This is a genomic window from Kitasatospora sp. NPDC088134, from assembly GCF_044741705.1.
Lineage (GTDB): Bacteria > Actinomycetota > Actinomycetes > Streptomycetales > Streptomycetaceae > Kitasatospora.
The window spans coordinates 31,992-54,163 of sequence record NZ_JBIUTD010000040.1 but is presented as its reverse complement, the minus strand read 5'-3'; the positions used below and the strand labels follow the sequence as shown (position 1 = coordinate 54,163).

The following is a 22,172-nucleotide window of genomic DNA, read 5'->3' as shown; positions in this document are numbered from 1 at the left end:
GAACCGGCCCAACGACGTCCACACCGGCGCCGCGGACCCGCTCGTCCCCAACTTTCCCGAACCCGAAAACCTGCCAACTGCTTGACGCGGGACAAGAACGACGGCTGCTGATAGCTTCGTTGCACTTCGGAGCACTGGAGTGCAGCGCCGGCCCAGGTCGGGAGATAGGTGTGCCAGATCCTCCGCAACAAGCGCCAGGAGTGGGAGGAGTACCGCTCCGAGGTCACCCCGTTCGAGCTCCGCAAGGTCCTCCAGGTCCTGTAGCGGGTACTCCTGAGCGGCCGTCGGGCCCCGGTCGAGCCGTCGTGCTCGGCCGGGGCCGCGGTCGTTCTCGGGGCGAGGGCGCCGGGTTGCGGTAGCTTCGCGCGGAGGGACCGGTGGAAGGGGAGCGGCATGCCCGGATGGGGACGCGACGAGCTGGAGTGGAACGAACTCGTCGAGGCGGCGCGGGAGTTCCTGATCGAGGTGGCAGCCCGGCGGGGCGGGACCACCTACGGCGAGCTGAGCGCGGAGCTGGTGGCGCGGACGGGGCTCCCAGGGTTCGACTTCTCGCGGCCGGACGGCCGGGCCGCGATGGGGCACCTGCTGGGGCTGGTGGTCGAGCGGGACGCGAGCGAGAACCCGGACCTGATGCTGTCGGCGCTGGTCGGTTACGCGGGCGGGAACGACGCCGGGTCGGGCTTCTACCAACTCGCCCAGGAGCGGGGCCTGTTGTCGAAGGGCGCGTCGAAGGACGAGCGGATGGCGTTCTGGGTCCGGCAGACGAACGAGCTGCACGCGCGCCACGCCCGGGGCCGGGACGCCGTCAGCGGGTGATCCGGGCGCGGAGTTCGGCCGGCGTGGGCCACGGGGCCCGGCGGTGGATCATCCGGTGGCAGTTCGCGCAGATCAGGGCGAGGTCGGCGAGGCGGGTGGTGCTCTCGTCGGCCAGGTGCAGCGGGACGACGTGGTGGCACTCGATGTAGCCCTCGCCGCGTTCGCCGTAGACGGTGGCGAAGTCGAAGTCGCAGACCTCGCAGGCCAGGGGGCGGCCGGCGGCCAGGACGGCGGCGATCTTGCGGCGGCGCAGGCCGCGGTCGCGCTCGCGGGTGAGGTGGGTGCGGAGCAGCAGGCGGCCCTCGGGGGTCTCGTACTCGTCGCTCCCGGGCTCGTCCGGCGGGAGTTCGACGAAGGCGCCGGTGCGCAGGCCGGTCCGGAGGAGTTCGGCGGCGGCCGCCAGCTCCAGCGGGCTGTCCCGGAAGGCGCGGACGACCTGCTGTTCGAGCGTGGCGCCGGTACCGGTGCCGGGGGCGACGTCGGCCGCGGTCGCGGCGAGGGCCCGGCCGGCGGAGGCGACGGCGGCGGGGCTGCGGAGCCGTTCGTCGCGCAGGGTGTCCGGGGGCAGCGGGAGGGCGGTGAGCAGCGCGGAGAGTTCGGCGACCGCCGGGTCGTCGGCCGGCGCGGGCCGCCAGCCGTTGGCGTCCAGGAGCGCGCAGAGCAGCAGAAGTTCGTCCCGGGTCCAGTCGGGTCGCTGCGGGGAGGAGACCTGGAAGCCGAGGCGCCGGAGCCAGTGGACGGCGGCGGCCCGGCCGCCGGAGAACTCGTCCGGGTTGAGCGGTCGGCCCTCGGTGTGCCGGTGGGCGACGCCCGCGACGGCCTTGGAGTCGTACCGGCGGCCCTCGTGCACCAGGAAGTAGTCGCGGGCCGGACCGTAGCCGTAGTGGGCGCGGAAGGCCGCCGGGCCGCGCCGGTCGTACTCCTCGATGGTGCGCAGGACCGCGTCCCGGCTGATGTTCCCCCGTCGCATGGAGGAAGGGTAGCGGCGCGCCCACTGATGGCGGAAGGTGACGGAAATATGACTATCGGTTGGTTTTGATGGGAGGTGGACGACTGTCCGACCGAGAGAGGACGAGAGGGAGACATGGGTTCCACTGCACGTCGGATCGGCATTTCTGGTGCCGTGCTCACGACGCTGGCCGCGCAGGTCCTGCTGGGCACGGGGAGCGCGGACGCGCGGGGCTCGGGGCGGGCGACGCACCGGGCGGAGACGCTGGCCTCCAATCCGTTGCCGTTCACGACGCGGTTCTCGGGGGACTTCCACGGGTCGATCACCCGGATCAGCAACACACTGATGACCTGCGACGAGACCAAGGCCCCGCTGGACCCGGCGCAGCCGCCGTGCACCGAGGCGCGGACGGGCGCGGGCACCCGGCCGATCAACAACAACTACGAGATGAAGTACGTCAACATCGACCCGGGGACGATCGGGCCGCTCGGTGACCCGATCTACTCGGCGAGCTCGGCCGACCTGGGCCTGATCGACGGCTCGACGGTGAAGTACGCGCGGCTGTACTGGGGCGGCACCCGGGGCATCGGCGACACGGTATTGCCGGAGAGCCAGATCGACGAGGTGTACCTGAAGCTGCCGGGCGACGCCACGTACACCAACATCGCCAACGACCAGCCGTCGATCGGCTACATCACCACCAGCGAGGAGAGCAGCTACCAGGCCTCGGCGGACATCACCGAGCTGGTGAAGGCGCACGGCAACGGCACCTACACGGTGGCGAACATGGACTCGGTGGTGAAGCCGCACAGCTGGGGCGGCTGGACGATCGTGGTCGCGTACGAGAACCCGTGCAAGCCGCTGCGGCACATCAACCTCTGGGACGGCTTCCAGGTCGAGCTGCCGGACAGCCCCGAGCGCGCGTTCAAGCTGGACGGCCTGAAGACGCCGACCGACCTGGCGAAGGTCAGCGGCAAGCTCGGGTTCGTGGTCTACGACGGCGACCTGAAGTGGACCGGCGACACCCTGAAGGTGAAGTCGACCAACGGGCCGGAGACGCCGTTCAGCGACCCCAACCACCAGCCGGACGACGCCTTCAACTCGACCATCGAGGAGCTGACGCCGGCCGACCAGTTCGTCCGCACCCCCTACTACCGCAACAACTTCGGCTACGACTCCAACCGCTGGGACATCTCGAACTACCTGCGCCCCGGCGACACCGACCTGACCATCAAGTTCGACACCGACAAGGACGGCTACGACCTCGGCGTGTTCTACGCCTACGTCAACGAGGACGACTCCTCGGACATCTGACCGCCCCGCCGGGGCCGCACCACCCGCCCGCCCGGCGGACGGTGCGGCCCCGCCGCGCGCCCCGGCCGGTCGCGGAGCAGCCGCTCCAGCGGGCGCTCGACCCAGCGGTACAGGGCGCCCGCGAGCAGGAGGGAGGCGGTGGCGAGGAGCAGCCAGGCGGCGGCGGTGGGCAGGCCCGGGGCGGGGTGGCCCCAGCGGTGCAGCCAGCAGCGGAACCCGATCTCGTGGACCAGGTACCAGGCGAAGGACCACTCGCCGAGCCGGACGAGGAGGGGGCGCCCCAGCAGCCCCCGGCCGCGCAGGTCGGACCGGGCGGCCGCGGCGATCAGGGCGGCGAACAGCGGAGCGGAGAGGAGCTGGGAGGCGCTGTAGGGGCCGTACCAGGAACCGTCGGGGACGGCGCGGTGCCACGGGACCAGCGCCAGGTGGAAAGCGGCGACGGCGAGGGCGGCCGGGAGCAGCGGGACGGCGGGCAGCCGGCCGTGGCGCAGCGCCAGGCCGAGCGCGACGCCGAGCAGGAACTGCGGGGTGCGGGTCAGCGGCAGGTAGTCGAGCAGCCAACTGCGCAGCGACGGGTCGGCGACCGTCGAGCCCGCCAGCCAGAGCAGCGGGCCGGCGGCGCAGCACAGGGCGGCGGTGCGCAGGCCCGGCCGCAGCCGCAGCAGCAGGGGGAACAGCAGGTAGAACCAGGCTTCGTCGCCGAGCGACCAGCCCGCCGGGTTGCCGCCCATCACGGTGCCCCGCCCCCAGGGGTGCAGCAGCGGCAGCGACCACAGCGCGGCGGTGACCGGGACGGTCACGCCGATCGCCGCGTACACCGCCAGCGAGACCCCGGTGGTCAGGGCGTGCAGCGGCCAGATCCGGGCCAGCCGGCGGCGGTGGAAGCGCAGCGCCGGGACGGGGGAGTCGGCGTACGTCCAGGCGAGCACGCAACCGGACAGCACGAAGAAGAAGGTCACGCCCGAACGCCCGTACCAGGCCAGCGGGCTGAGCACCGGCAGCGGTCCGACCTGGCGGGACAGGTGGTAGCAGACCACCAGCAGCGCGGCCGGGAAGCGCAGCCCGGTGAGCGAGGGCAGCCGGGCCGGGAGGGAGCGGGAGGGCGTCACCCCGTGGCCAACGACCCCGGACGGCGCAACGTCACGCCGCGGGGGAGGGGCGGGAGAGCCGCGGGGGAGGGGCACCGGGGCTGACGGGCCGTCACGGGGCGCGGGGCGGGCGGCCGGGAACGTACGCTTCGGAGCAGGGAACGCACTCTTCGGGGGGCGGGGGCGAGCGACGGGAGGCGGGCAGCGGTGGAGGAACGGGCCGGGAGCCGGATCAGCCGGTTGGAGACCCGCCTGGTGCGGCGGGGGTTCTCCGACCCCGACCAGGCGGTGCGGCTGCTCGACGAGCCCGCGCTGCACGGCCTCGCCGCCGACCCGGTGCTGCTGGACGCGCTCGGCGCCGCCGCCGACCCGGACCAGGCGCTGTTCGGGCTGGCCCGGCTGCTGGAGGCGCTCGACCCGCACGAGCGGCACACCCTGCGCGACACCCTGACCACCTCCAAGCCGCTGCGCGACCGGCTGCTCGGGGTGCTCGGCGCGTCCGGCGCGCTCGCCGACCACCTGGCCCGGCACCCCCGGGACTGGCACGCCCTGGTCGCCTTCGAACTGCGCGACATCCACCCGGGCCGGGGCGAGTTCCTCGGCGAACTCGCCCGCCGGGTGCGCTCCGAACCGGACGCCGACCGGGCCGACGCGCTCCGGGTCGCCTACCGGCGCTGCCTGCTGGCCATCGCCGCCCGCGACCTGTCCGGCACCACCGACCTGCCGCAGGCCGCCGCCGAACTCGCCGACCTGGCCGGCGCCACCCTGCAGACCGCCCTGGACCTCGCCGCCGCCGAGGACCCGGAGGCCGCGGCCGCCTGCCGGCTCGCCGTCATCGGCATGGGCAAGTGCGGCGGCCGGGAGCTCAACTACGTCTCCGACGTCGACGTGGTCTTCGTCGCCGAGGCCCGCGAGGGCGCCGAGGAGCACCAGGCCCTGCAGGCCGCCACCCGGCTCGCCGCCCGCACCATGCGGCTGTGCTCCGACACCACCGGCGAGGGCACCATCTGGCCGGTCGACGCCAACCTCCGCCCCGAGGGCCGCAACGGCCCGCTGGTGCGCACCCTCGCCAGCCACCTCGCCTACTACCGGCGCTGGGCCAAGACCTGGGAGTTCCAGGCCCTGCTGAAGGCCCGCCCGATCGCCGGCGACGCCGAACTCGGCCGCGCCTACGCCGAGGCGATCGCCCCGCTGGTATGGCAGGCCGCGGCCCGGGAGAACTTCGTCGCCGACGTCCAGCAGATGCGCCGCCGGGTGGTCGACGCGATCCCGGCCGGCGAGGTCGACCGGCAGCTGAAGCTCGGCCCCGGCGGCCTGCGCGACGTCGAGTTCGCCGTCCAGCTGCTGCAGCTGGTGCACGGCCGCACCGACGAGTCGCTGCGCAGCGGCAACACCCTGGAGGCGCTGGCCGCGCTCAGCGCCGGCGGCTACGTCGGCCGGGCCGACGCCGCCTCGCTGGACGCCGCCTACCGCTTCCTGCGCGCCCTCGAACACCGCATCCAGCTGCAGCGGCTGCGCCGCACCCACCTGATGCCCACCGACCCCGCCGACCTGCGCCGGCTCGCCCGCAGCATGGCCGCGCCGGCCAACGGCGACACCAAGGACGACCCGGTCGCCGCCCTGCAGCGGGAGTGGAAGCGGCACGCCGTCGAGGTCCGCCGGCTGCACGAGCGGCTGTTCTACCGGCCGCTGCTGGACGCCGTCGCCGAACTCCCGGTCGCCGAACTGCGGGTCACCGGCGCCGGCGCCGCCGGGCTCTCCGCCGGGGCCGCCAAGCAGCGGCTGGCCGCCCTCGGCTTCGCCGACCCGGCCGCCGCGCTGCGGCACATCTCGGCGCTCGCCTCCGGGGTCAGCCGGAAGGCCGCGATCCAGCGCACCCTGCTGCCGGTGCTGCTCGGCCGGTTCGCCGACTCCGCCGACCCCGACGCCGGGCTGCTGAACTTCCGCCAGGTCTCCGACGCGCTCGGCCGCACCCCCTGGTACCTGCGGCTGCTGCGCGACGAGGGCGCCGCCGCCGAACAGCTCGCCCGGGTGCTCTCGGCCGGCCGGCTCGCCCCCGACCTGCTGCTGCGCGCGCCCGAGGCGGTGGCCGTGCTCGGCGACCCGAACGGTTTGGCCCCGCGCGGCCGGGCCGCCCTGGAGGCGGAGGTGCTGGCCGCCGTCGGCCGGGCCGGCAGCCCCGCCGCGGGCATCGCCGCCGTCCGCGCTGTTCGCCGCCGGGAGCTGTTCCGGACCGCCGCCGCCGACGTGCTGGGCCGGCTCGGCGACGACCCCGCCGAGGCGCTGGACGCCGCGGGCGAGGCGCTGACCGCGATCACCGCCGCCGCCCTGCAGGGCGCGCTGCGGGCCGCCGTCAACGGCTGGGAGGCCCGCAACGGCGAACTCCCCACCAGGCTCGCCGTCATCGGCATGGGCCGGTTCGGCGGCCACGAACTCGGCTACGGCTCGGACGCGGACGTGCTGTTCGTCCACGAGCCGCGGCTCGGGGCGCTGGACGAGGACGCGGCGAAGGCCGCCCGGGAGGTGATCCACGAGCTGCGCACCCAGCTGGCCGCGCCCTCGGTCGAACCCCCGCTGGAGGTCGACGCCGACCTCCGCCCGGAGGGCCGCAACGGCCCGCTGGTGCGCACCCTGGCCTCGTACGCCGCCTACTACGCGCGCTGGTCGCACGCCTGGGAGAGCCAGGCGCTGCTGCGGGCCGCGCCGATGGCCGGGGACGCCGAGCTGGGGGAGCGGTTCCGGCGGCTGGTCGACCCGCTGCGCTACCCCGGGCAGGGCGTCCCGGAGCGGGACCTGCTGGAGATCCGCCGGATCAAGGCCCGGATCGAGGCCGAGCGGCTGCCGCGCGGCGCCGACCCCACCACCCACACCAAGATCGGCCGTGGCGGGCTGGCGGACGTCGAGTGGACGGTGCAGCTGCTCCAGCTCCGGCACGGGCACGAGGTGCCGGAGCTGCGCACCACCCGGACCAGGGCCGCGCTGGCCGCCGCCGCCCGGGCCGGGCTGGTCGACCGGGAGGACGCCGAGGTGCTGGACGCGGCCTGGGTGCTGGCCTCCCGGGTGCGGGCCGCGGTCATACTGGTCCGCGGCCGGGCCGGCGACTCCTTCCCCGGCGACGCCCGGGAGCTCGCGGGCGTGGCGCGCTACCTCGGCTACGGCGTCGGGCACTCGGGCGAGCTGGTCGACGAGTACCGGCGCACGACGCGCCGGGCCCGGGCGGTGGTGGAGCGGCTGTTCTACGGCGGCGAGGAGTAGGCCGCGGGCGCCCGCGCGCTACGCGCTGACCTTGGTGTCCCACTGGACGGGGACGGTGAGCTCCTGGCCGACCGGGCCGCCGGGCTCGCGGGGGAGGCGGTACGTCCAGGTGTGGTAGAGCAGGCGGGCGGCGAGGAAGCCGACGGCCAGGCAGATCAGGCCGCCGACGGCGTCCAGCCAGAAGTGGTTGGCGGTGGAGACGATCACGCCGAGGGTGACCACGGGGTAGGCCAGGCCGAGGGCGCGGACCCAGGGGCGGCGGGCCAGGAAGAAGATCGTCAGGCCGCACCAGGTGGACCAGCCGATGTGCATGGACGGCATGGCGGCGAACTGGTTGGAGACCTGCGCGCCGGCGCCGGAGGCCATCGAGCCCCAGGTGTGGTGGGCCGTGACGGTGTCGATGAAGCCGCCGTCCGTCATCAGGCGGGGCGGGGCCAGCGGGAAGCAGTAGAAGCCGACCAGGGCGATGCCGGTGGTGACGAAGAGCACGGTGCGGGCGGCGGCGTACCGGCCGGGGTGGGAGCGGTACAGCCAGACCAGGACGCCGATGGTGACGATGAAGTGCAGCGTCGCGTAGTAGTAGTTCATCCCGACGATCAGCCAGGTGACCGAGTCGACGCCGTGGTTGATCGAGCGCTCGACGGCGATCCCGAGAGTGTGCTCGAAGTCCCAGACCCAGCGCGCGTGCTTCTGGGCGACCACGGCCTGCTCGGGGACGGCGTTGCGGACCAGCGAGTAGAGCCAGTAGCTGAGGCCGATCAGGGCGAGCTCGAAGACCAGGAGCGGTCGGCGCGGTGTGCGCCGCTGCTCGCGGACGCGGCCGCGGAGCGCGGCGCTCCGGGAGCGGGCGACGCGGGTGGCTCCGCCGGGCGCACGGGCGGTGTGGTCCGTGCCCGGGTCGGAACCGTCGCGCGTGGTCCGGCCGGCGCGGTCGGCGCCGGCGGCGTGGATCTCGGTCGGTTCCCCCATGGACGAAGAGTCTGCCAGACCGGATGTGGTCGCCTGCTCATCCTGTGGTCGGGGATTCTTCACCGACCGTCCCCCTGCGGGGCTAGGGGTCGGTCGGTCGTCGGGGCGCATGCGCTCCATTGTGACCCGCGGGTTACCGGGGGTCGAACCGGGGTCTCGTTCGTGTCCCCACGGTGCGGGGGCGAAGCACCGGCCGAACGAACGGGGCGTTTCGGGCGGGCAGGTCACGACTCGGTACGACTCGGGCCCGAAACAGCTTTCACATCTTGCTGAAACATCTTGCAGGGCGCTAGGTTCCACGCCACCCACCCCTGCCCGAGCGCCCCTAGGGAGAGCCCAGCCGTGGCCGACGCCCAGTCCCGAACCCCGCGCCGCACCACCCCCTACCGCCGCCCCGGACGCGCCTCCGTCCTGGTGGCCGCCTCGCTGATCGCCGCCACCCTGGGCGCCGTCCCGCTGGCGGCGGCCGCGCCCGCGACCCCGCCCGCCCCGCCCTCCGACAAGGCGCTGGCGGCCACCGCGGCCCGGCACGACCTGACCCGGGAGCAGTTCTACTTCGTGCTGCCGGACCGCTTCGCCAACGGCAGCACCGGCAACGACACCGGGGGCGTCACCGGCGGCCGGCTGGACAACGGCCTCGACCCGGCCGACAAGGGCTTCTACCACGGCGGCGACCTGCAGGGCCTGATCGACAAGCTGGACTACATCCAGGACCTCGGCACCACCGCGATCTGGATGGCGCCGATCTTCAAGAACCAGCCGGTGCAGGGCGCGGGGGCGGACGCCTCGGCCGGCTACCACGGCTACTGGATCACCGACTTCACCCAGGTCGACCCGCACTTCGGCACCAACGAGCAGCTCAAGCAGCTGATCGACAAGGCGCACAAGCGCGGCATCAAGGTCTTCTTCGACGTCATCACCAACCACACCGCCGACGTGATCGACTACGCGGAGAAGACCTACGACTACCGCACCGAGGGCGCCTACCCGACCCTGGACGCGGACGGCAACCCGGTGGACGAGACCGCGGTCGCCGACGCCCGGGCGCAGTGGCCGAGCACGAGCAAGGACTCCTTCCCCTACACCCCGGTGTTCCGCGACCCGGCGGGCACCACCGCCAAGACGCCGTCCTGGCTCAACGACCCGTCGCTGTACCACAACCGGGGCAACTCGACCTTCGTCGGCGAGTCCGCGACCGAGGGCGACTTCTCCGGCCTGGACGACCTGGACACCCAGAACCCCAAGGTCGTCGCCGGGATGGAGAAGATCTACCAGAAGTGGGTGGCCGACACCGGGGTGGACGGCTTCCGGATCGACACCGTGAAGCACGTCAACCTGGCGTTCTGGGAGCAGTGGGCGCCCGCGCTGAAGCAGTTCGCGGCGCAGCAGGGCAACAAGAAGTTCTTCATGTTCGGCGAGGTGTACTCGGGCGACCCGGCGGTCACCTCCCCGTACGTCACCAAGGGCAAGCTGCAGGCGACGCTGGACTTCGCGTTCCAGGAGGCGGCCCGCACGTACGTGTCGCAGAACGGCTCGGCGAAGGCGCTGTCCGAGCTGTACGCGCAGGACTACCGCTACACCACGGCCGACACCGACGCGTACGAGCTGCCGACCTTCCTCGGCAACCACGACATGGGCCGGTTCGGCTCCTTCCTGCAGAGCGACAACCCGGGGGCGTCGAACGAGGCGCTGCTGCAGAAGGACCGGCTCGCGAACGAGCTGCAGTTCCTCACCCGCGGCCAGCCGGTGGTCTACTACGGCGACGAGCAGGGCTTCACCGGCGCGGGCGGCGACAAGGACGCCCGACAGGACATGTTCGCCTCGAAGACCCCGTCGTACAACACCGACGCGGTGATCGGCGGCACGTCCGGGTCGAAGGACCGCTACGGCACCGACGGCGCGCTCTACCAGGGCATCGCGGGCCTGGCGAAGCTGCGCAAGGACAACCCGGCGCTGGCGGACGGCGCGCAGGTCGAGCGCTACGCGGCGGACGGGCCGGGCGTGTACGCGTTCTCCCGGATCGACGCCAAGGAGCAGGTCGAGTACCTGGTAGCGGTGAACAACGCCGCCGAGGCGAAGACCGTCACGCTGGACACCTTCTCGGCGGGCATGGACTTCGACGGCCTGTACGGCTTCAAGGGCAGGGTCACCAGCGGCGCGGACGGCAAGGTGACGGTCACCGTCCCGGCGATGTCCTCGGTGGTGCTGAAGGCGGCGCACAAGCCGGCCAAGCCCGCCGACGGCCCGTCGATCACCGTGAACGCGCCCGCCGACGGCGCGTACGGCACGGCCACGCTGGGCGCGAGCGTGCCCGGCGGCGGATTCCACCGGGTGACCTTCGCCGCGCAGGCCGGGGACGGCGAGTGGAAGACGCTCGGCACCGCCGACAACGGCGTGGACAAGGTGACCCAGGACCTCGGCGGGGTCGCGCCCGGCACGGTGGTGCGGTTCAAGGCCGTGGTCGAGGACTCGGCGGGCCGACTGGCCTCCGCCACCGGGCAGTTCACCACCGGGCAGCAGCCCGCCACCCCGGTGCCGAGCGCGGTCTCGCGGCCTTACGCGGTGGTGCACTACCAGCGCAAGGACAACGACTACGACGGCTGGAACCTCTACACCTGGGGCGACATCGCCGACGGCGAGTCGACCACCTGGCCGGCCGGGCACGGCTTCGTCGGGCGGGACGCCTACGGCGCGTTCGCGTACGTGAAGCTGAAGGGCGGGGCGTCCGACGTCGGGTTCGTGGTGGAGAAGAACGGGACCAAGGACGTCGACCAGGACCGGCACATCGACATCTCCGCCACCGGCGAGGTGTGGATCAAGGAGGGCGACGCCGCCGTCCGGACCGCGAACCCGGACGGGGCGCAGCCGGTGCCCGAGGGCAAGGCGGTCATCCACTACCGGCGGGCCGACGGGAACTACGCCGGCTGGGGCCTGCACGACTGGACCGGCGCGGCCACGCCCACCGACTGGGGCAACCCGCTGCTGCCGGCCCGGCAGGACGCGTTCGGCGCGGTCTTCGAGGTGCCGCTGGCGGCGGGCGCGACCAGCCTCAGCTACATCATCCACAACGGCGGCGACAAGGACCTGCCGCAGGACCAGTCGCTGAACTTCGCCGCCTCCGGCCGCGAGGTGTGGGTCATCGGCGGCCAGGAGGGCTACCTGCTGCCGCAGGCCGGCGGCACCTCCTCGCAGCTCGACCTGGGCTCGGCCAAGGCCCAGTGGATCGACGCGCGGACCGTGGTGGTTCCGGCCAACTACGGTGCGGCGGACGCCCAGTTGAAGGGCGGCACCAGCGCCCAGCTGATCTACGACCCCGCGGGCGGGCTGACCGTCGACAAGGGCGTGCTGTCCAAGCCCGGCCACTGGCTCCGGCTGAACCCGGCCGCCGGGCTGACCGACGCGCAGAAGGCGAAGTTCCCGCACCTGGCCGGGTACCGGGCCTTCACCGTCGACCCGCGCGACGCCGGCCGGATCACCGCCGCGCTCCGCAGCCAGCTGGTCTTCACCGAGCACCTGCCCAACGGCGCCGCGCTGGCGGCCACCGGCGTGCAGATCCCCGGCGTGCTGGACGACCTGTACGCGGCCAAGGCGGCGACCGCGCAGCTCGGCCCGGTGTACTCGGTGCAGAAGGGCCACGGCTGGTTCGACCGCGACCGGCGCAAGGTGACGCTCTCGCTCTGGGCGCCGACCGCGACCGAGGTGTCGGTGCAGCTGTTCGACGAGGCCACCGGCGGCAGCCCGAAGACCGTCCCGCTGAAGCGTGACGAGGCGTCGGGCGTCTGGTCGCTGACGAAGGACGCCGAGGAGCTGGACGGCAGGTACTACCTGTACCAGGTGAAGGTCTGGGCGCCGAGCGTCGGGCAGAACGTGGTGAACACCGTCACCGACCCGTACTCGACCGCGCTGTCGACCGACTCGAAGCGCAGCCTGGTGGCGGACCTGTCCGCCGACGCGACCAAGCCCAAGGGCTGGGACCGGCACCGCAGCCCGGAGGCGATCCCGGCGACGCAGCAGCAGATCCAGGAGCTGCACGTGCAGGACTTCTCGGCGGCCGACAGCACCGTGCCCGCCGACGAGCGCGGCACGTACCTGGCGTTCACCCGGTCGAAGTCCGCGGGCATGCAGCACCTGAAGGAGCTGGCCAAGGCCGGGGTGACGACCGTTCACCTGCTGCCGACCTTCGACATCGCCACCATCCGGGAGAACCGGGCCGACCAGAAGCTCCCCGCCTGCGACCTGGCCGCGCTGCCCGCCGACTCGGACCAGCAGCAGGAGTGCGTGGCCGCCGTGCAGGCCGACGACGCCTACAACTGGGGCTACGACCCGCTGCACTACAACGTCCCCGAGGGCTCCTACGCCACCGACCCGAACGGGACGGCGCGGACCGTGCAGTTCCGCGAGATGGTGCAGGCCATGCACGAGGCGGGCCTGCGGGTGGTGCTGGACGTGGTCTACAACCACACCGCGGCCGCCGGGCAGGACGACAGGTCGGTGCTCGACAAGGTCGTTCCGGGCTACTACCAGCGGCTGAGCGACAGCGGGAAGGTCACCACCGACTCCTGCTGCGCCGACACCGCGCCCGAGCACGCCATGATGAACAAGCTGGTCGTCGACTCGGTGGTCGGCTGGGCCAAGCAGTACCGGGTGGACGGCTTCCGGTTCGACCTGATGGGCCTGGACCCGAAGTCGACCATGCTGGACGTGCAGTCCGCGCTGCGCGCGCTGACCCCGCAGAAGGACGGCGTCAGCGGCAAGGACGTCTTCCTGTACGGCGAGGGCTGGAACTTCGGCACCGTCGCCAACGACGCCCGGTTCGTCCAGGCCACCCAGGCCAACATGGCCGGAACCGGCATCGCCACCTTCAACGACCGGATCAGGGACGCCGGGCGGGGCGGCAACTTCATGCTCTCCTCGGCCCCGCAGCAGGGCTTCGCCTCCGGCCTGTTCACCGACCCGAACGGCTCGGCGGACAACGGCACCCCGGCCGAGCAGAAGGCCCGACTGCTGCACCAGATGGACCAGATCAAGGTCGGCCTGACCGGCAACCTGGCGGGCTACGGGTTCACCGACAGCGCCGGGAAGGCCGTCACCGGCGCCGGCGTCGACTACAACGGCTCGCCGACCGGCTACGCGGCCAACCCCGGCGAGGCCGTCGAGTACCTGGACGCGCACGACAACGCCGACCTGTACGACGCGCTGGCCTACAAGCTGCCGCAGGGCACCTCGCCCGCCGACCGGGCCCGGATGCAGGCGCTCGGCCTGTCGCTGACCGCGCTGAGCCAGGGCCCGGGCTTCGCCCAGGCCGGCAGCGACCTGCTGCGCTCCAAGTCGCTCGACGCCAACTCCTTCGACTCCGGCGACTGGTTCAACGCGATCTCCTGGGACTGCACGCAGGGCAACGGCTGGGGCCGCGGCCTGCCGATGGCCGCCGACAACAAGGCGATGTGGGACCGGGCCAAGCAGCTGCTGGCCGACCCGAAGCTGCGGGCGGGCTGCAACGAGACGGGCAGCTCGACCGCGATCTACCAGCAGTTCCTGAGGATCCGTCAGTCCTCGCCGCTGTTCGCGCTGTCGAGCGCGGCCGAGGTGCAGCGCCGGCTGTCCTTCCCGCTGTCCGGCACGGCGGGGGAGAACCCGGGCGTGATCACCATGCACCTCGACGGCACCGGGCTGAAGGGCGCCGAGAAGGGTCTCACGGTGGTCTTCAACGCCACGCCGACCGCGCAGACCCAGACCGTGGCGGCGCTCCGCGGCACCCGCCAGGAGCTGCACAAGGTCCAGGCGAAGGGCGCCGACCCGGTGGTGAAGCAGGCGGCCTTCGACCCGGCCACGGGCACCTTCACGGTGCCGGGCCGGACGGTGGCGGTGTACGTCCAGAACTGATGGTTTCCCCGCGGTAACAGGGGCCTCACCTCCGGGTGGGGCCCCTTGCCGCATTGGCCGAAAATCGCCCCTCGCGGCCGGGTGCCGGTGGGGGCCCCGTCGACGGCGTCCCACCTGCCGGACCATGAGCGGCGGTTGAACAGCTGTTGGCCGAGTCGTGGCGCGGTCATTAATCGGTCATTCAGTGGCATGCATCTGTCATTCGCCCGGCCTTTGCTGCCAGGATTCCCCCGGTTGCGGACGGACAGGTAGCCCCAACACCCGCCGGTGGAGCCCTCCCCAGGCCACCGGCAGCCCGCAGCCCTGAACCGCGCACGTGCACCGCACCCCGCGCCGCGAACCGGCGGCAAGGGGCCCCCGCTGCGCCGCAACCGCGGCCAGATTCTCTCCACCGCTCGTGACCCCGCGACGGTCGGTAAAGGAGTCCCGCATGTCTCGCTACACGCATGCCCGCGTGAGCATGGCCGCCCTGGCCGCCACCACGGCCCTGCTGGTCACCGCGATCCCGGTGGCGGTGGCCCAGGCCGCCCCCGCCGCGCCCGCCGCCGGAGCCCAGGTCGCGGACCAGCAGGCCGCCGCCGGGCACGCCCAGCTGATCTCCGACGCGGGCACGCGTTCCGCGCAGTTCGCGCAGAACCTGGGCCTGGGCTCCGCCGAGAAGCTGGTCGTGAAGGACGCGTTCAAGGACGCCGACGGCACCCAGCACTTCCGGTACGAGCGCACCTACAACGGACTCCCCGTCCTCGGTGGCGACCTGGTCGTCCACCAGGCCGCCAACGGCACCACCAAGGGCGTCGACCGGGCCTCCACGGCCGCGCTGACCGGCCTGTCCACCACTCCGAAGCTGGCCGCCGCCAAGGGCCAGGCCACCGCGCTCGCCGCGCAGTCGGGCTCCGCCCTGGAGACCGCGCCCCGCCTGGTGGTCTGGGCCGCCGACAACAACCCGCGGCTGGCCTGGGAGACCGTGGTCTCCGGCGTCGAGGCCGACGGCACCCCGAGCAAGCTGCACGTGATCACCGACGCCACCACCGGCGACGTGATCAACAAGTTCGAGGGCGTGCAGACCGGCACCGGCAACGGCGTCTTCGTCGGCAACGTCACCATCGGCACCTCGCTGTCCGGGTCGACGTACCAGATGAAGGACCCGACCCGCGGCAACATGTACACCACCAACCTGAACAACGGCACCAGCGGCAACGGCACCCTGTTCACCAAGTCGACCGACAGCTGGGGCGACGGCACCGCTTCCAACAAGGAGTCCGCGGCCGTCGACGCCCACTACGGCGTCTCGATGACCTGGGACTACTACAAGAACACCTTCGGCCGCAACGGCATCCGCAACGACGGCAACGGCGCGTTCAGCCGGGTCCACTACGGCAGCAACTACGTCAACGCGTTCTGGGACGACACCTGCTTCTGCATGACCTACGGCGACGGCTCCGGCAACACCCACCCGCTGACCGAACTCGACGTCGCGGGCCACGAGATGACGCACGGCGTCACCTCCAACACGGCCGGCCTGAACTACTCGGGCGAGTCCGGCGGCCTGAACGAGTCCACCTCGGACGTGTTCGGCACCATGGTCGAGTTCTACGCGAACCTGCCCAAGGACAACCCGGACTACCTGATCGGCGAGCTGATCGACATCAACGGCAACGGCACGCCGCTGCGGTACATGGACAAGCCCTCCAAGGACAGCTCCTCGGCCGACTCCTGGTACAGCGGCGTCGGCAACCTGGACGTGCACTACTCGTCCGGCGTCGGCAACCACCTCTTCTACCTGCTGTCCGAGGGCAGCGGCGCCAAGGTGATCAACGGCGTCTCCTACAACTCGCCGACCGTCAACAGCATCACCGTCACCGGCATCGGCCGGGACAAGGCCGCCGCGATCTGGTACCGCGCGCTGACCACCTACTGGACCTCCACCACCAACTACGCCAGCGCCCGGGCCGGCATGCTGTCCGCCGCGACCGACCTGTACGGGGCCAACTCGGCCGAGTACAACGCCACCGCGACCGCCTGGGCGGCCGTCAACGTCGGCTCGCTGCCCAGCACCGGCGGCCCGACCGTCACCAGCCCCGGCAACCAGTCGACCGCGCTGAACGGCACGGTCAACCTGCAGATCGCGGCCACCGGCGGCACCGCGCCGCTCAGCTACTCGGCCACCGGCCTGCCCACCGGCCTGTCGATCAACGCCTCCACCGGCAAGATCACCGGCACCGCCACCGCGGCCGGCACCTACAACGTGACCGTCACCGCGAAGGACGCCGCCAACAAGACCGGCACCGCCTCCTTCACCTGGACCGTCACCTCCGGTGGCGGCGGCGGCTGCACCCCGGCGCAGCTGCTCGGCAACCCCGGCTTCGAGACCGGCACCGCCGCGCCGTGGACCGCCTCCTCCGGCGTGGTCGACAACTCCTCCTCCCAGGCCGCGCACGGCGGCACCTGGAAGGCGTGGATGGACGGCTACGGCTCCGCCCACACCGACAGCGTCTCGCAGACCGTCACCATCCCGGCCGGCTGCAAGGCGACGCTGAGCTACTGGCTGCACATCGACACCGCCGAGACCGGCACGACCGCGTACGACAAGCTGACCGTGACCGTCAACGGCACCTCGGTCGCCACGTACTCGAACGTCAACGCCGCCACCGGCTACGCCCAGAAGAGCATCGACCTGTCGGCCTACGCGGGCCAGAGCGTCACGGTGAAGTTCAACGCGGTCGAGGACTCCTCGCTGCAGACCTCCTTCGTGATCGACGACACCGCGATCCAGACCAGCTGACGCACCCTCAGGGCCCGGGCCCGGCAGCCGCTCCGGCTGCCGGGCCCCGGCACGTCCCCGGCCCGGCGGCCGGATGTCCGGACGGTGAGGTCCCGGAAACGCGCGGGCAACACGAAACACCCCGGAAACACCCGTGACGGCGGAGCGAAATCCGGCCCGGCGACACTCCCCGCATGCTCCTCGCTGACTCCCCACCCACCCCGGACAGCGGCGACACCGCCTGGCTGCTGGCCTGCACCGCGCTCGTCCTGCTGATGACCCCGGGCCTCGCGCTGTTCTACGGCGGCATGGTGCGCACCAAGAGCGTGCTCAACATGATCATGATGAGCTTCGTCTCGATCGCCGTGGTCACCGTGGTCTGGCTGCTGGCCGGCTACAGCCTGGCGTTCGCCCCCGACGCCGGCTGGGGCCTGATCGGCTCGCTCGACCACCTCGGCATGGCCGGGATCACCCCGCGCAGCCTCACCGGGCACGTCCCCACCCTGCTGTTCGCCACCTTCCAGCTGACCTTCGCGATCATCACCGCCGCGCTGATCTCCGGCGCCATCGCCGACCGGGCCAGGTTCGGCTCCTGGGTGGCCTTCACCGCGGTCTGGACGCTGCTGGTCTACGTCCCCGTCGCGCACTGGGTGTTCGCCCCCGACGGCTGGATCCTCAAGTACCTCGGCGCCCTCGACTTCGCCGGCGGCACCGTGGTCGAGGTCAACTGCGGCGCCAGCGGCCTCGCCCTGGCGCTGCTGCTCGGCCCCCGCCTCGGCTTCCGGAAGGAGGCCATGCGCCCGCACAACCTGCCGCTGGTGCTGCTCGGCGCGGGCCTGCTCTGGTTCGGCTGGTTCGGCTTCAACGGCGGCTCCGCGCTGGGCGCCAACGGCCTCGCCGCCGCCGCGGTCCTCAACACCCAGGCCGCGGGCTGCACCGGCCTGCTCGGCTGGCTGGTGGTGGAGAAGCGGCGCGACGGCCACGCCACCACGCTCGGCGCCGCCTCCGGCGCGGTGGCCGGCCTGGTCGCCATCACCCCCTCCTGCGGCAGCGTCGACCTGCTCGGCGCGCTGGTGATCGGCCTGGCCGCGGGCGTGGTCTGCTGCTACGCCGTCAGCTGGAAGTTCCGCTTCGGCTACGACGACTCGCTCGACGTGGTCGGCGTGCACTTCGTGGCCGGCGTCATCGGCACCCTGCTGATCGGCGTGTTCGCCACCGCCGTGATGACCGGCGGCCCCGCCGGGCTGCTGCACGGCGGCGGACTCGCCCAGGGCGGCAAGCAGCTGGTCGCGGTGCTGGTGGTGGCCGGGTACGCGTTCGGCATGACGTACGGCATCGGCCGGGCGATCGACCGGGTGATGGGCTTCCGGGCCGCCCCCGAGCACGAGCGCACCGGCCTGGACCTCGCCGTGCACGCCGAGACCGCGTACGATCACGGCGTCCTGGGCCTCGGCTCCGCCACCGCCCACGCCAGCGTGCACCCGCACGGTGCGCCCGCCTCCGACAGGACCCGCCCCGCATGAAGCTGATCACCGCCGTCGTCAAGCCGTTCAAGCTGGACGAGGTCAAGACCGCGCTGCAGGAGCTCGGCGTGCACGGACTGACCGTCACCGAGGCCAGCGGCTACGGGCGGCAGCACGGGCACACCGAGGTCTACCGGGGCGCCGAGTACCGGATCGACCTGGTGCCGAAGGTGCGGATCGAGGTCGTGGTCGAGGACGAGGACGCCGAGCGGGTGCTGGAGGCGATCGTGGCCGCCGCCCGCACCGGCAAGATCGGCGACGGCAAGGTCTGGGCGGTGCCGGTGGACACCATCGTCCGGGTCCGCACCGGGGAGCGCGGCCCCGACGCCGTCTGACGGCAGGTCAGGGCCACTGCGGCCCCCGCCCCTTTCCACCGGGGCGGGGGCCGTTGCCGTGCCCGGCTCCGGGACTCTTGACGGGTGCCCGGGCGGACCCTATGGTCATGCCACTGAAAGTTTCCAGCAAGTTTCAACGCCTTTGCAGGGACTTGCAGTAGCGACCGTTCCCCGTCGCGCTGACGGCACCACCGGCGCCGTCGCGGCCCCCCACCCAGCCGCCTCCCGTTCCGCGCCCTGCGCCCGCGGTCCGGGCTTCCCCCAGGAGTGCTCCCTTGCCCGTCTCCGCCCCCGGACGGCGCCTCGCCGCCGCCAGCACCGCGCTCGCCGCGCTCGGACTCTCGATCGGCGCGGGCCTGACCCTCGCCCCGACGGCCACCGCCACCCCGCCCGGCACCAAGGACGTCACCGCCACCCTCTTCGAGTGGAAGTTCGACTCGGTGGCCAGGGCCTGCACCGACACCCTCGGCCCCAAGGGCTACGGCTTCGTCGAGGTCTCCCCGCCCCAGGAGCACATCCAGGGCGCCCAGTGGTGGACCTCCTACCAGCCCGTCAGCTACAAGATCGCCGGCCGGCTCGGCGACCGCGCTTCCTTCCAGAACATGGTCAGCACCTGCCACGCGGCCGGCGTCAAGGTGATCGCCGACTCGGTGGTCAACCACATGAGCGCGGGCAGCGGCACCGGCACCGGCGGCACCAACTACACCAAGTACAACTACCCCGGCTACTACCAGGACCAGGACTTCCACTCCTGCCGCCAGGCGATCAGCAACTACAGCGACCGCTCCAACGTGCAGAACTGCGAACTGGTCAACCTCGCCGACCTCAACACCGGCTCCACGTACGTCCAGCAGACCATCGCCAACTACCTCAGCGACCTGCTCTCGCTCGGCGTGGACGGCTTCCGGATCGACGCCGCCAAGCACATCGACGCGGGCGAACTCGGCGCCATCAAGGCGAAGATGAGCAACCCGAACGCGTACTGGGTGCAGGAGGTCATCTACGGCGCGGGCGAGCCGATCCAGCCCGCCGAGTACACCGGCAACGGCGACGTCGACGAGTTCCGCTCCGGCACCTGGCTGAAGAGCGCCTTCAACGGCGGCAGGCTGGCCGACCTGCAGAGCTGGGGCAGCGGCCTGCTCGGCTCCGCCCAGGCCCGCACCTTCGTCGACAACTGGGACACCGAGCGCAACGGCTCCACCCTCAACTACAAGTACGGCTCCGCCTACACGCTGGCCAACGTCTTCATGCTGGCGAACCCGTACGGCTCGCCGAACGTCTACTCCGGCTACGCGTTCAGCTCCAACGACGACGGCCCGCCGAACGGCGGCACCGTCAACGCCTGCTACCAGGACGGCTGGAACTGCACCCACGCCTGGCGGCAGGTCGCCAACATGGTCGGCTTCCGCAACGCGGTCTCCGGCACCGGCCTCACCAACTGGTGGTCCAACGGCAACAACGCGATCGGCTTCGGCCGCGGCAGCAAGGGCTACGTGGCGATCAACCGGGAGTCCGGCGCGATCACCCAGACCTTCCAGACCTCGCTGCCGGCCGGCAGCTACTGCGACGTCCAGCACGGCGACCCGGTGAACGGCGGCTGCACCGGCCCGACCTACACCGTCGGCGCGGACGGGAAGTTCACCGCCACCGTCGCCTCCGGCGAGGCCGTGGCGCTCTACGTCGGCGCCGGCGGCAGCAGCACCGCCACGCCGACGCCCACGCCGACCTCCCCGGCCGGGGGCAACAGCGCCACCGTCTTCTACTCGACCGACAAGAACTGGGCGGCCTACGACCTGCACTGGGCGCCCACCGGCGGCAGCTGGACCACCGCCCCCGGCGTGGCGATGGCCGCGGCCTGCACCGGCTGGGTGAAGAAGACCGTCGACCTCGGCACCGCGACCGGGCTCGCCGCCACCTTCAACAACGGCAGCGGCACCTGGGACAACAACAACGGCGCCAACTACGCCCTGGGCACCGGCAACGTGACCGTCAAGGACGGCGCGGTCGGCAGCGGCGACCCGTGCGCCACCGCGAGCCCGACCCCGACCCCGACCGCCAGCGCGACCCCCGTCGCCACCGGCGCCTCCTTCGCGGTCAACGCGACCACCGTGGTCGGCCAGAACATCTACGTGGTCGGCGACGCCGCCGAACTCGGCGGCTGGGACACCGCGAAGGCCCTGCCGCTCTCCTCGGCCGCCTACCCCGTCTGGAAGCTGGACGTGGCGATCGGCGCCGGCACCGCGATCCAGTACAAGTACTTCCGCAAGGACGCCGCCGGGACCGTCACCTGGGAGAGCGGCGCCAACCGCACCGCGACCGTCCCGGCCGGTGGCAAGGTCGCGCTGAACGACACCTGGCACAGCTGACGCCCCGTCGACGCCGCCGCGGCCGATGTACGGCATGGCGGTGGCCAGCACCGTGGCGAACTGCACGTTCGCCTCCAGCGGCAGCTCCGCCATGTGGCGCACCGTCCGGGCCACGTCCGCGACGTCCATCACCGGCTCCGGCGCGGTCCGCCCGTCCGCCTGCCGGACCCCGGTGGACATCGCCGCCGTCATGTCGGTGGCCGCGTTGCCGATGTCCAGCTGCCCGCAGGCGATCCGGTACGGGCGGCCCTCCAGCGAGAGCGCCTTGGTCAGGCCGGTGACGGCGTGCTTGGACGCGGTGTAGGCGATCGCGTGCGGGCGCGGCGCGTGCGCCGAGACCGAGCCGTTGTTGACGATCCGGCCGCCCTGCGGGTCCTGCTCCTTCATCCGGCGGAAGGCGGCCCGGGCGCACAGGAAGGCGCCGGTGAGGTTGAGGTCCAGCACCGCCCGCCAGTCCGCCGCCGCGACCTCCTCCACCGGGGCGGTCGGGCCGAACGTCCCGGCGTTGTTGAACAGCAGGTCGAGCCGGCCGAAGTGCGCCGCCACGGCGTCGAACACCTCCTCCACCCGCCGCTCGTCGGTGACGTCGGCGGGCAGCACCAGCGCCCGGTCCGGGCCGAGCCCGGCGGCGGTCTCCGCCAGCGGCCCGGGCCGCCGGCCGACCAGGGCCAGCCGCCAGCCGGCCGAGGCGAGTTCGCGGGCCACGGCGCGGCCGACGCCGCTGCCCGCCCCGGTGATCACGGCAACCTGCTGGGACACGCGCACACTCCTCGGTCGGTCCGGAGCCCCATGATCGCCGCGGCCGGGCCGCCCGTCAGTAGGAGGACCCTCCAAAGCCGCAGGTCGCCGTCCGCGCCGTGGCCCGCTCCGCCCCTGCCCGTCGCTCTCCGTGCCCGACCCCCGCCGGTCGGCC

11 protein-coding genes and 2 pseudogenes are annotated in these 22,172 nt (G+C 72.7%); 9 read left to right on the top strand and 4 right to left on the bottom strand.

Annotated elements, in window-relative coordinates; all coding sequences use genetic code 11:
- Positions 1-180 precede the first annotated feature (180 nt).
- Both ACIOHG_RS35865 and ACIOHG_RS35860 read left to right on the top strand, forming a co-directional pair.
- Positions 181-264: pseudogene (locus ACIOHG_RS35865) on the top strand (glutamine synthetase); the annotation flags it as partial.
- A gap of 129 nt (positions 265-393) precedes the next feature.
- Positions 394-816: a hypothetical protein gene (locus ACIOHG_RS35860; protein ID WP_400957375.1), complete on the top strand. Its 423-nt coding sequence runs from the start codon at positions 394-396 to the stop codon at positions 814-816.
- On the opposite strand, the gene ACIOHG_RS35855 is transcribed toward ACIOHG_RS35860, so the two are convergent.
- On the bottom strand, positions 806-1,786 hold the full coding sequence (locus ACIOHG_RS35855) for an HNH endonuclease (protein WP_400957372.1): 981 nt from the start codon (positions 1,784-1,786) through the stop codon (positions 806-808). The genes ACIOHG_RS35860 and ACIOHG_RS35855 overlap by 11 nt on opposite strands.
- Before the next feature lie 114 nt (positions 1,787-1,900).
- Here ACIOHG_RS35855 and ACIOHG_RS35850 point away from each other — a divergent pair, with 114 nt between their 5' ends.
- On the top strand, positions 1,901-3,079 hold the full coding sequence (locus ACIOHG_RS35850) for a hypothetical protein (protein WP_400957370.1): 1,179 nt from the start codon (positions 1,901-1,903) through the stop codon (positions 3,077-3,079).
- Here the strand turns inward: ACIOHG_RS35850 and ACIOHG_RS35845 are convergent.
- Positions 3,046-4,188: an acyltransferase family protein gene (locus ACIOHG_RS35845; RefSeq protein WP_400957367.1), complete on the bottom strand. Its 1,143-nt coding sequence runs from the start codon at positions 4,186-4,188 to the stop codon at positions 3,046-3,048. The genes ACIOHG_RS35850 and ACIOHG_RS35845 overlap by 34 nt on opposite strands.
- A gap of 186 nt (positions 4,189-4,374) precedes the next feature.
- Between ACIOHG_RS35845 and ACIOHG_RS35840 the strand changes: the two genes are divergently transcribed.
- Positions 4,375-7,422, top strand: coding sequence for a bifunctional [glutamine synthetase] adenylyltransferase/[glutamine synthetase]-adenylyl-L-tyrosine phosphorylase (locus ACIOHG_RS35840; protein WP_400957364.1), 3,048 nt, complete (start codon positions 4,375-4,377; stop codon positions 7,420-7,422).
- Positions 7,423-7,440: 18 nt separating this feature from the next.
- Here the strand turns inward: ACIOHG_RS35840 and ACIOHG_RS35835 are convergent, their stop codons facing one another.
- A complete protein-coding gene (locus ACIOHG_RS35835) occupies positions 7,441-8,391 on the bottom strand; it encodes a phosphatase PAP2 family protein (RefSeq protein ID WP_400957361.1) in 951 nt (316 codons plus the stop codon).
- A gap of 342 nt (positions 8,392-8,733) precedes the next feature.
- Between ACIOHG_RS35835 and pulA the strand changes: the two genes are divergently transcribed.
- The 5 genes from pulA (at position 8,734) to ACIOHG_RS35810 (ending at position 21,259) form a co-directional block, all read left to right on the top strand.
- Complete coding sequence (pulA, locus tag ACIOHG_RS35830; RefSeq protein WP_400957358.1) at positions 8,734-14,274, top strand: pullulanase-type alpha-1,6-glucosidase; 5,541 nt, start codon at positions 8,734-8,736, stop codon at positions 14,272-14,274.
- Positions 14,275-14,704: 430 nt separating this feature from the next.
- Positions 14,705-17,056 carry a M4 family metallopeptidase gene (locus tag ACIOHG_RS35825; RefSeq protein WP_400957355.1) on the top strand — a complete coding sequence of 784 codons (2,352 nt, stop codon included), beginning with the start codon at positions 14,705-14,707 and terminating at the stop codon, positions 17,054-17,056.
- A gap of 173 nt (positions 17,057-17,229) precedes the next feature.
- Positions 17,230-18,558: an ammonium transporter gene (locus tag ACIOHG_RS35820; protein ID WP_400957352.1), complete on the top strand. Its 1,329-nt coding sequence runs from the start codon at positions 17,230-17,232 to the stop codon at positions 18,556-18,558.
- Positions 18,555-18,893 carry a P-II family nitrogen regulator gene (locus ACIOHG_RS35815; protein WP_400957350.1) on the top strand — a complete coding sequence of 113 codons (339 nt, stop codon included), beginning with the start codon at positions 18,555-18,557 and terminating at the stop codon, positions 18,891-18,893. Before ACIOHG_RS35820 ends, ACIOHG_RS35815 begins: the two co-directional genes overlap by 4 nt.
- Before the next feature lie 275 nt (positions 18,894-19,168).
- On the top strand, positions 19,169-21,259 hold the full coding sequence (locus ACIOHG_RS35810) for a carbohydrate binding domain-containing protein (protein WP_400957347.1): 2,091 nt from the start codon (positions 19,169-19,171) through the stop codon (positions 21,257-21,259).
- Positions 21,260-21,274: 15 nt separating this feature from the next.
- Here ACIOHG_RS35810 and ACIOHG_RS35805 read toward each other — a convergent pair.
- Positions 21,275-22,018: pseudogene (locus tag ACIOHG_RS35805) on the bottom strand (SDR family oxidoreductase); the annotation flags it as partial.
- Positions 22,019-22,172: the final 154 nt, after the last annotated feature.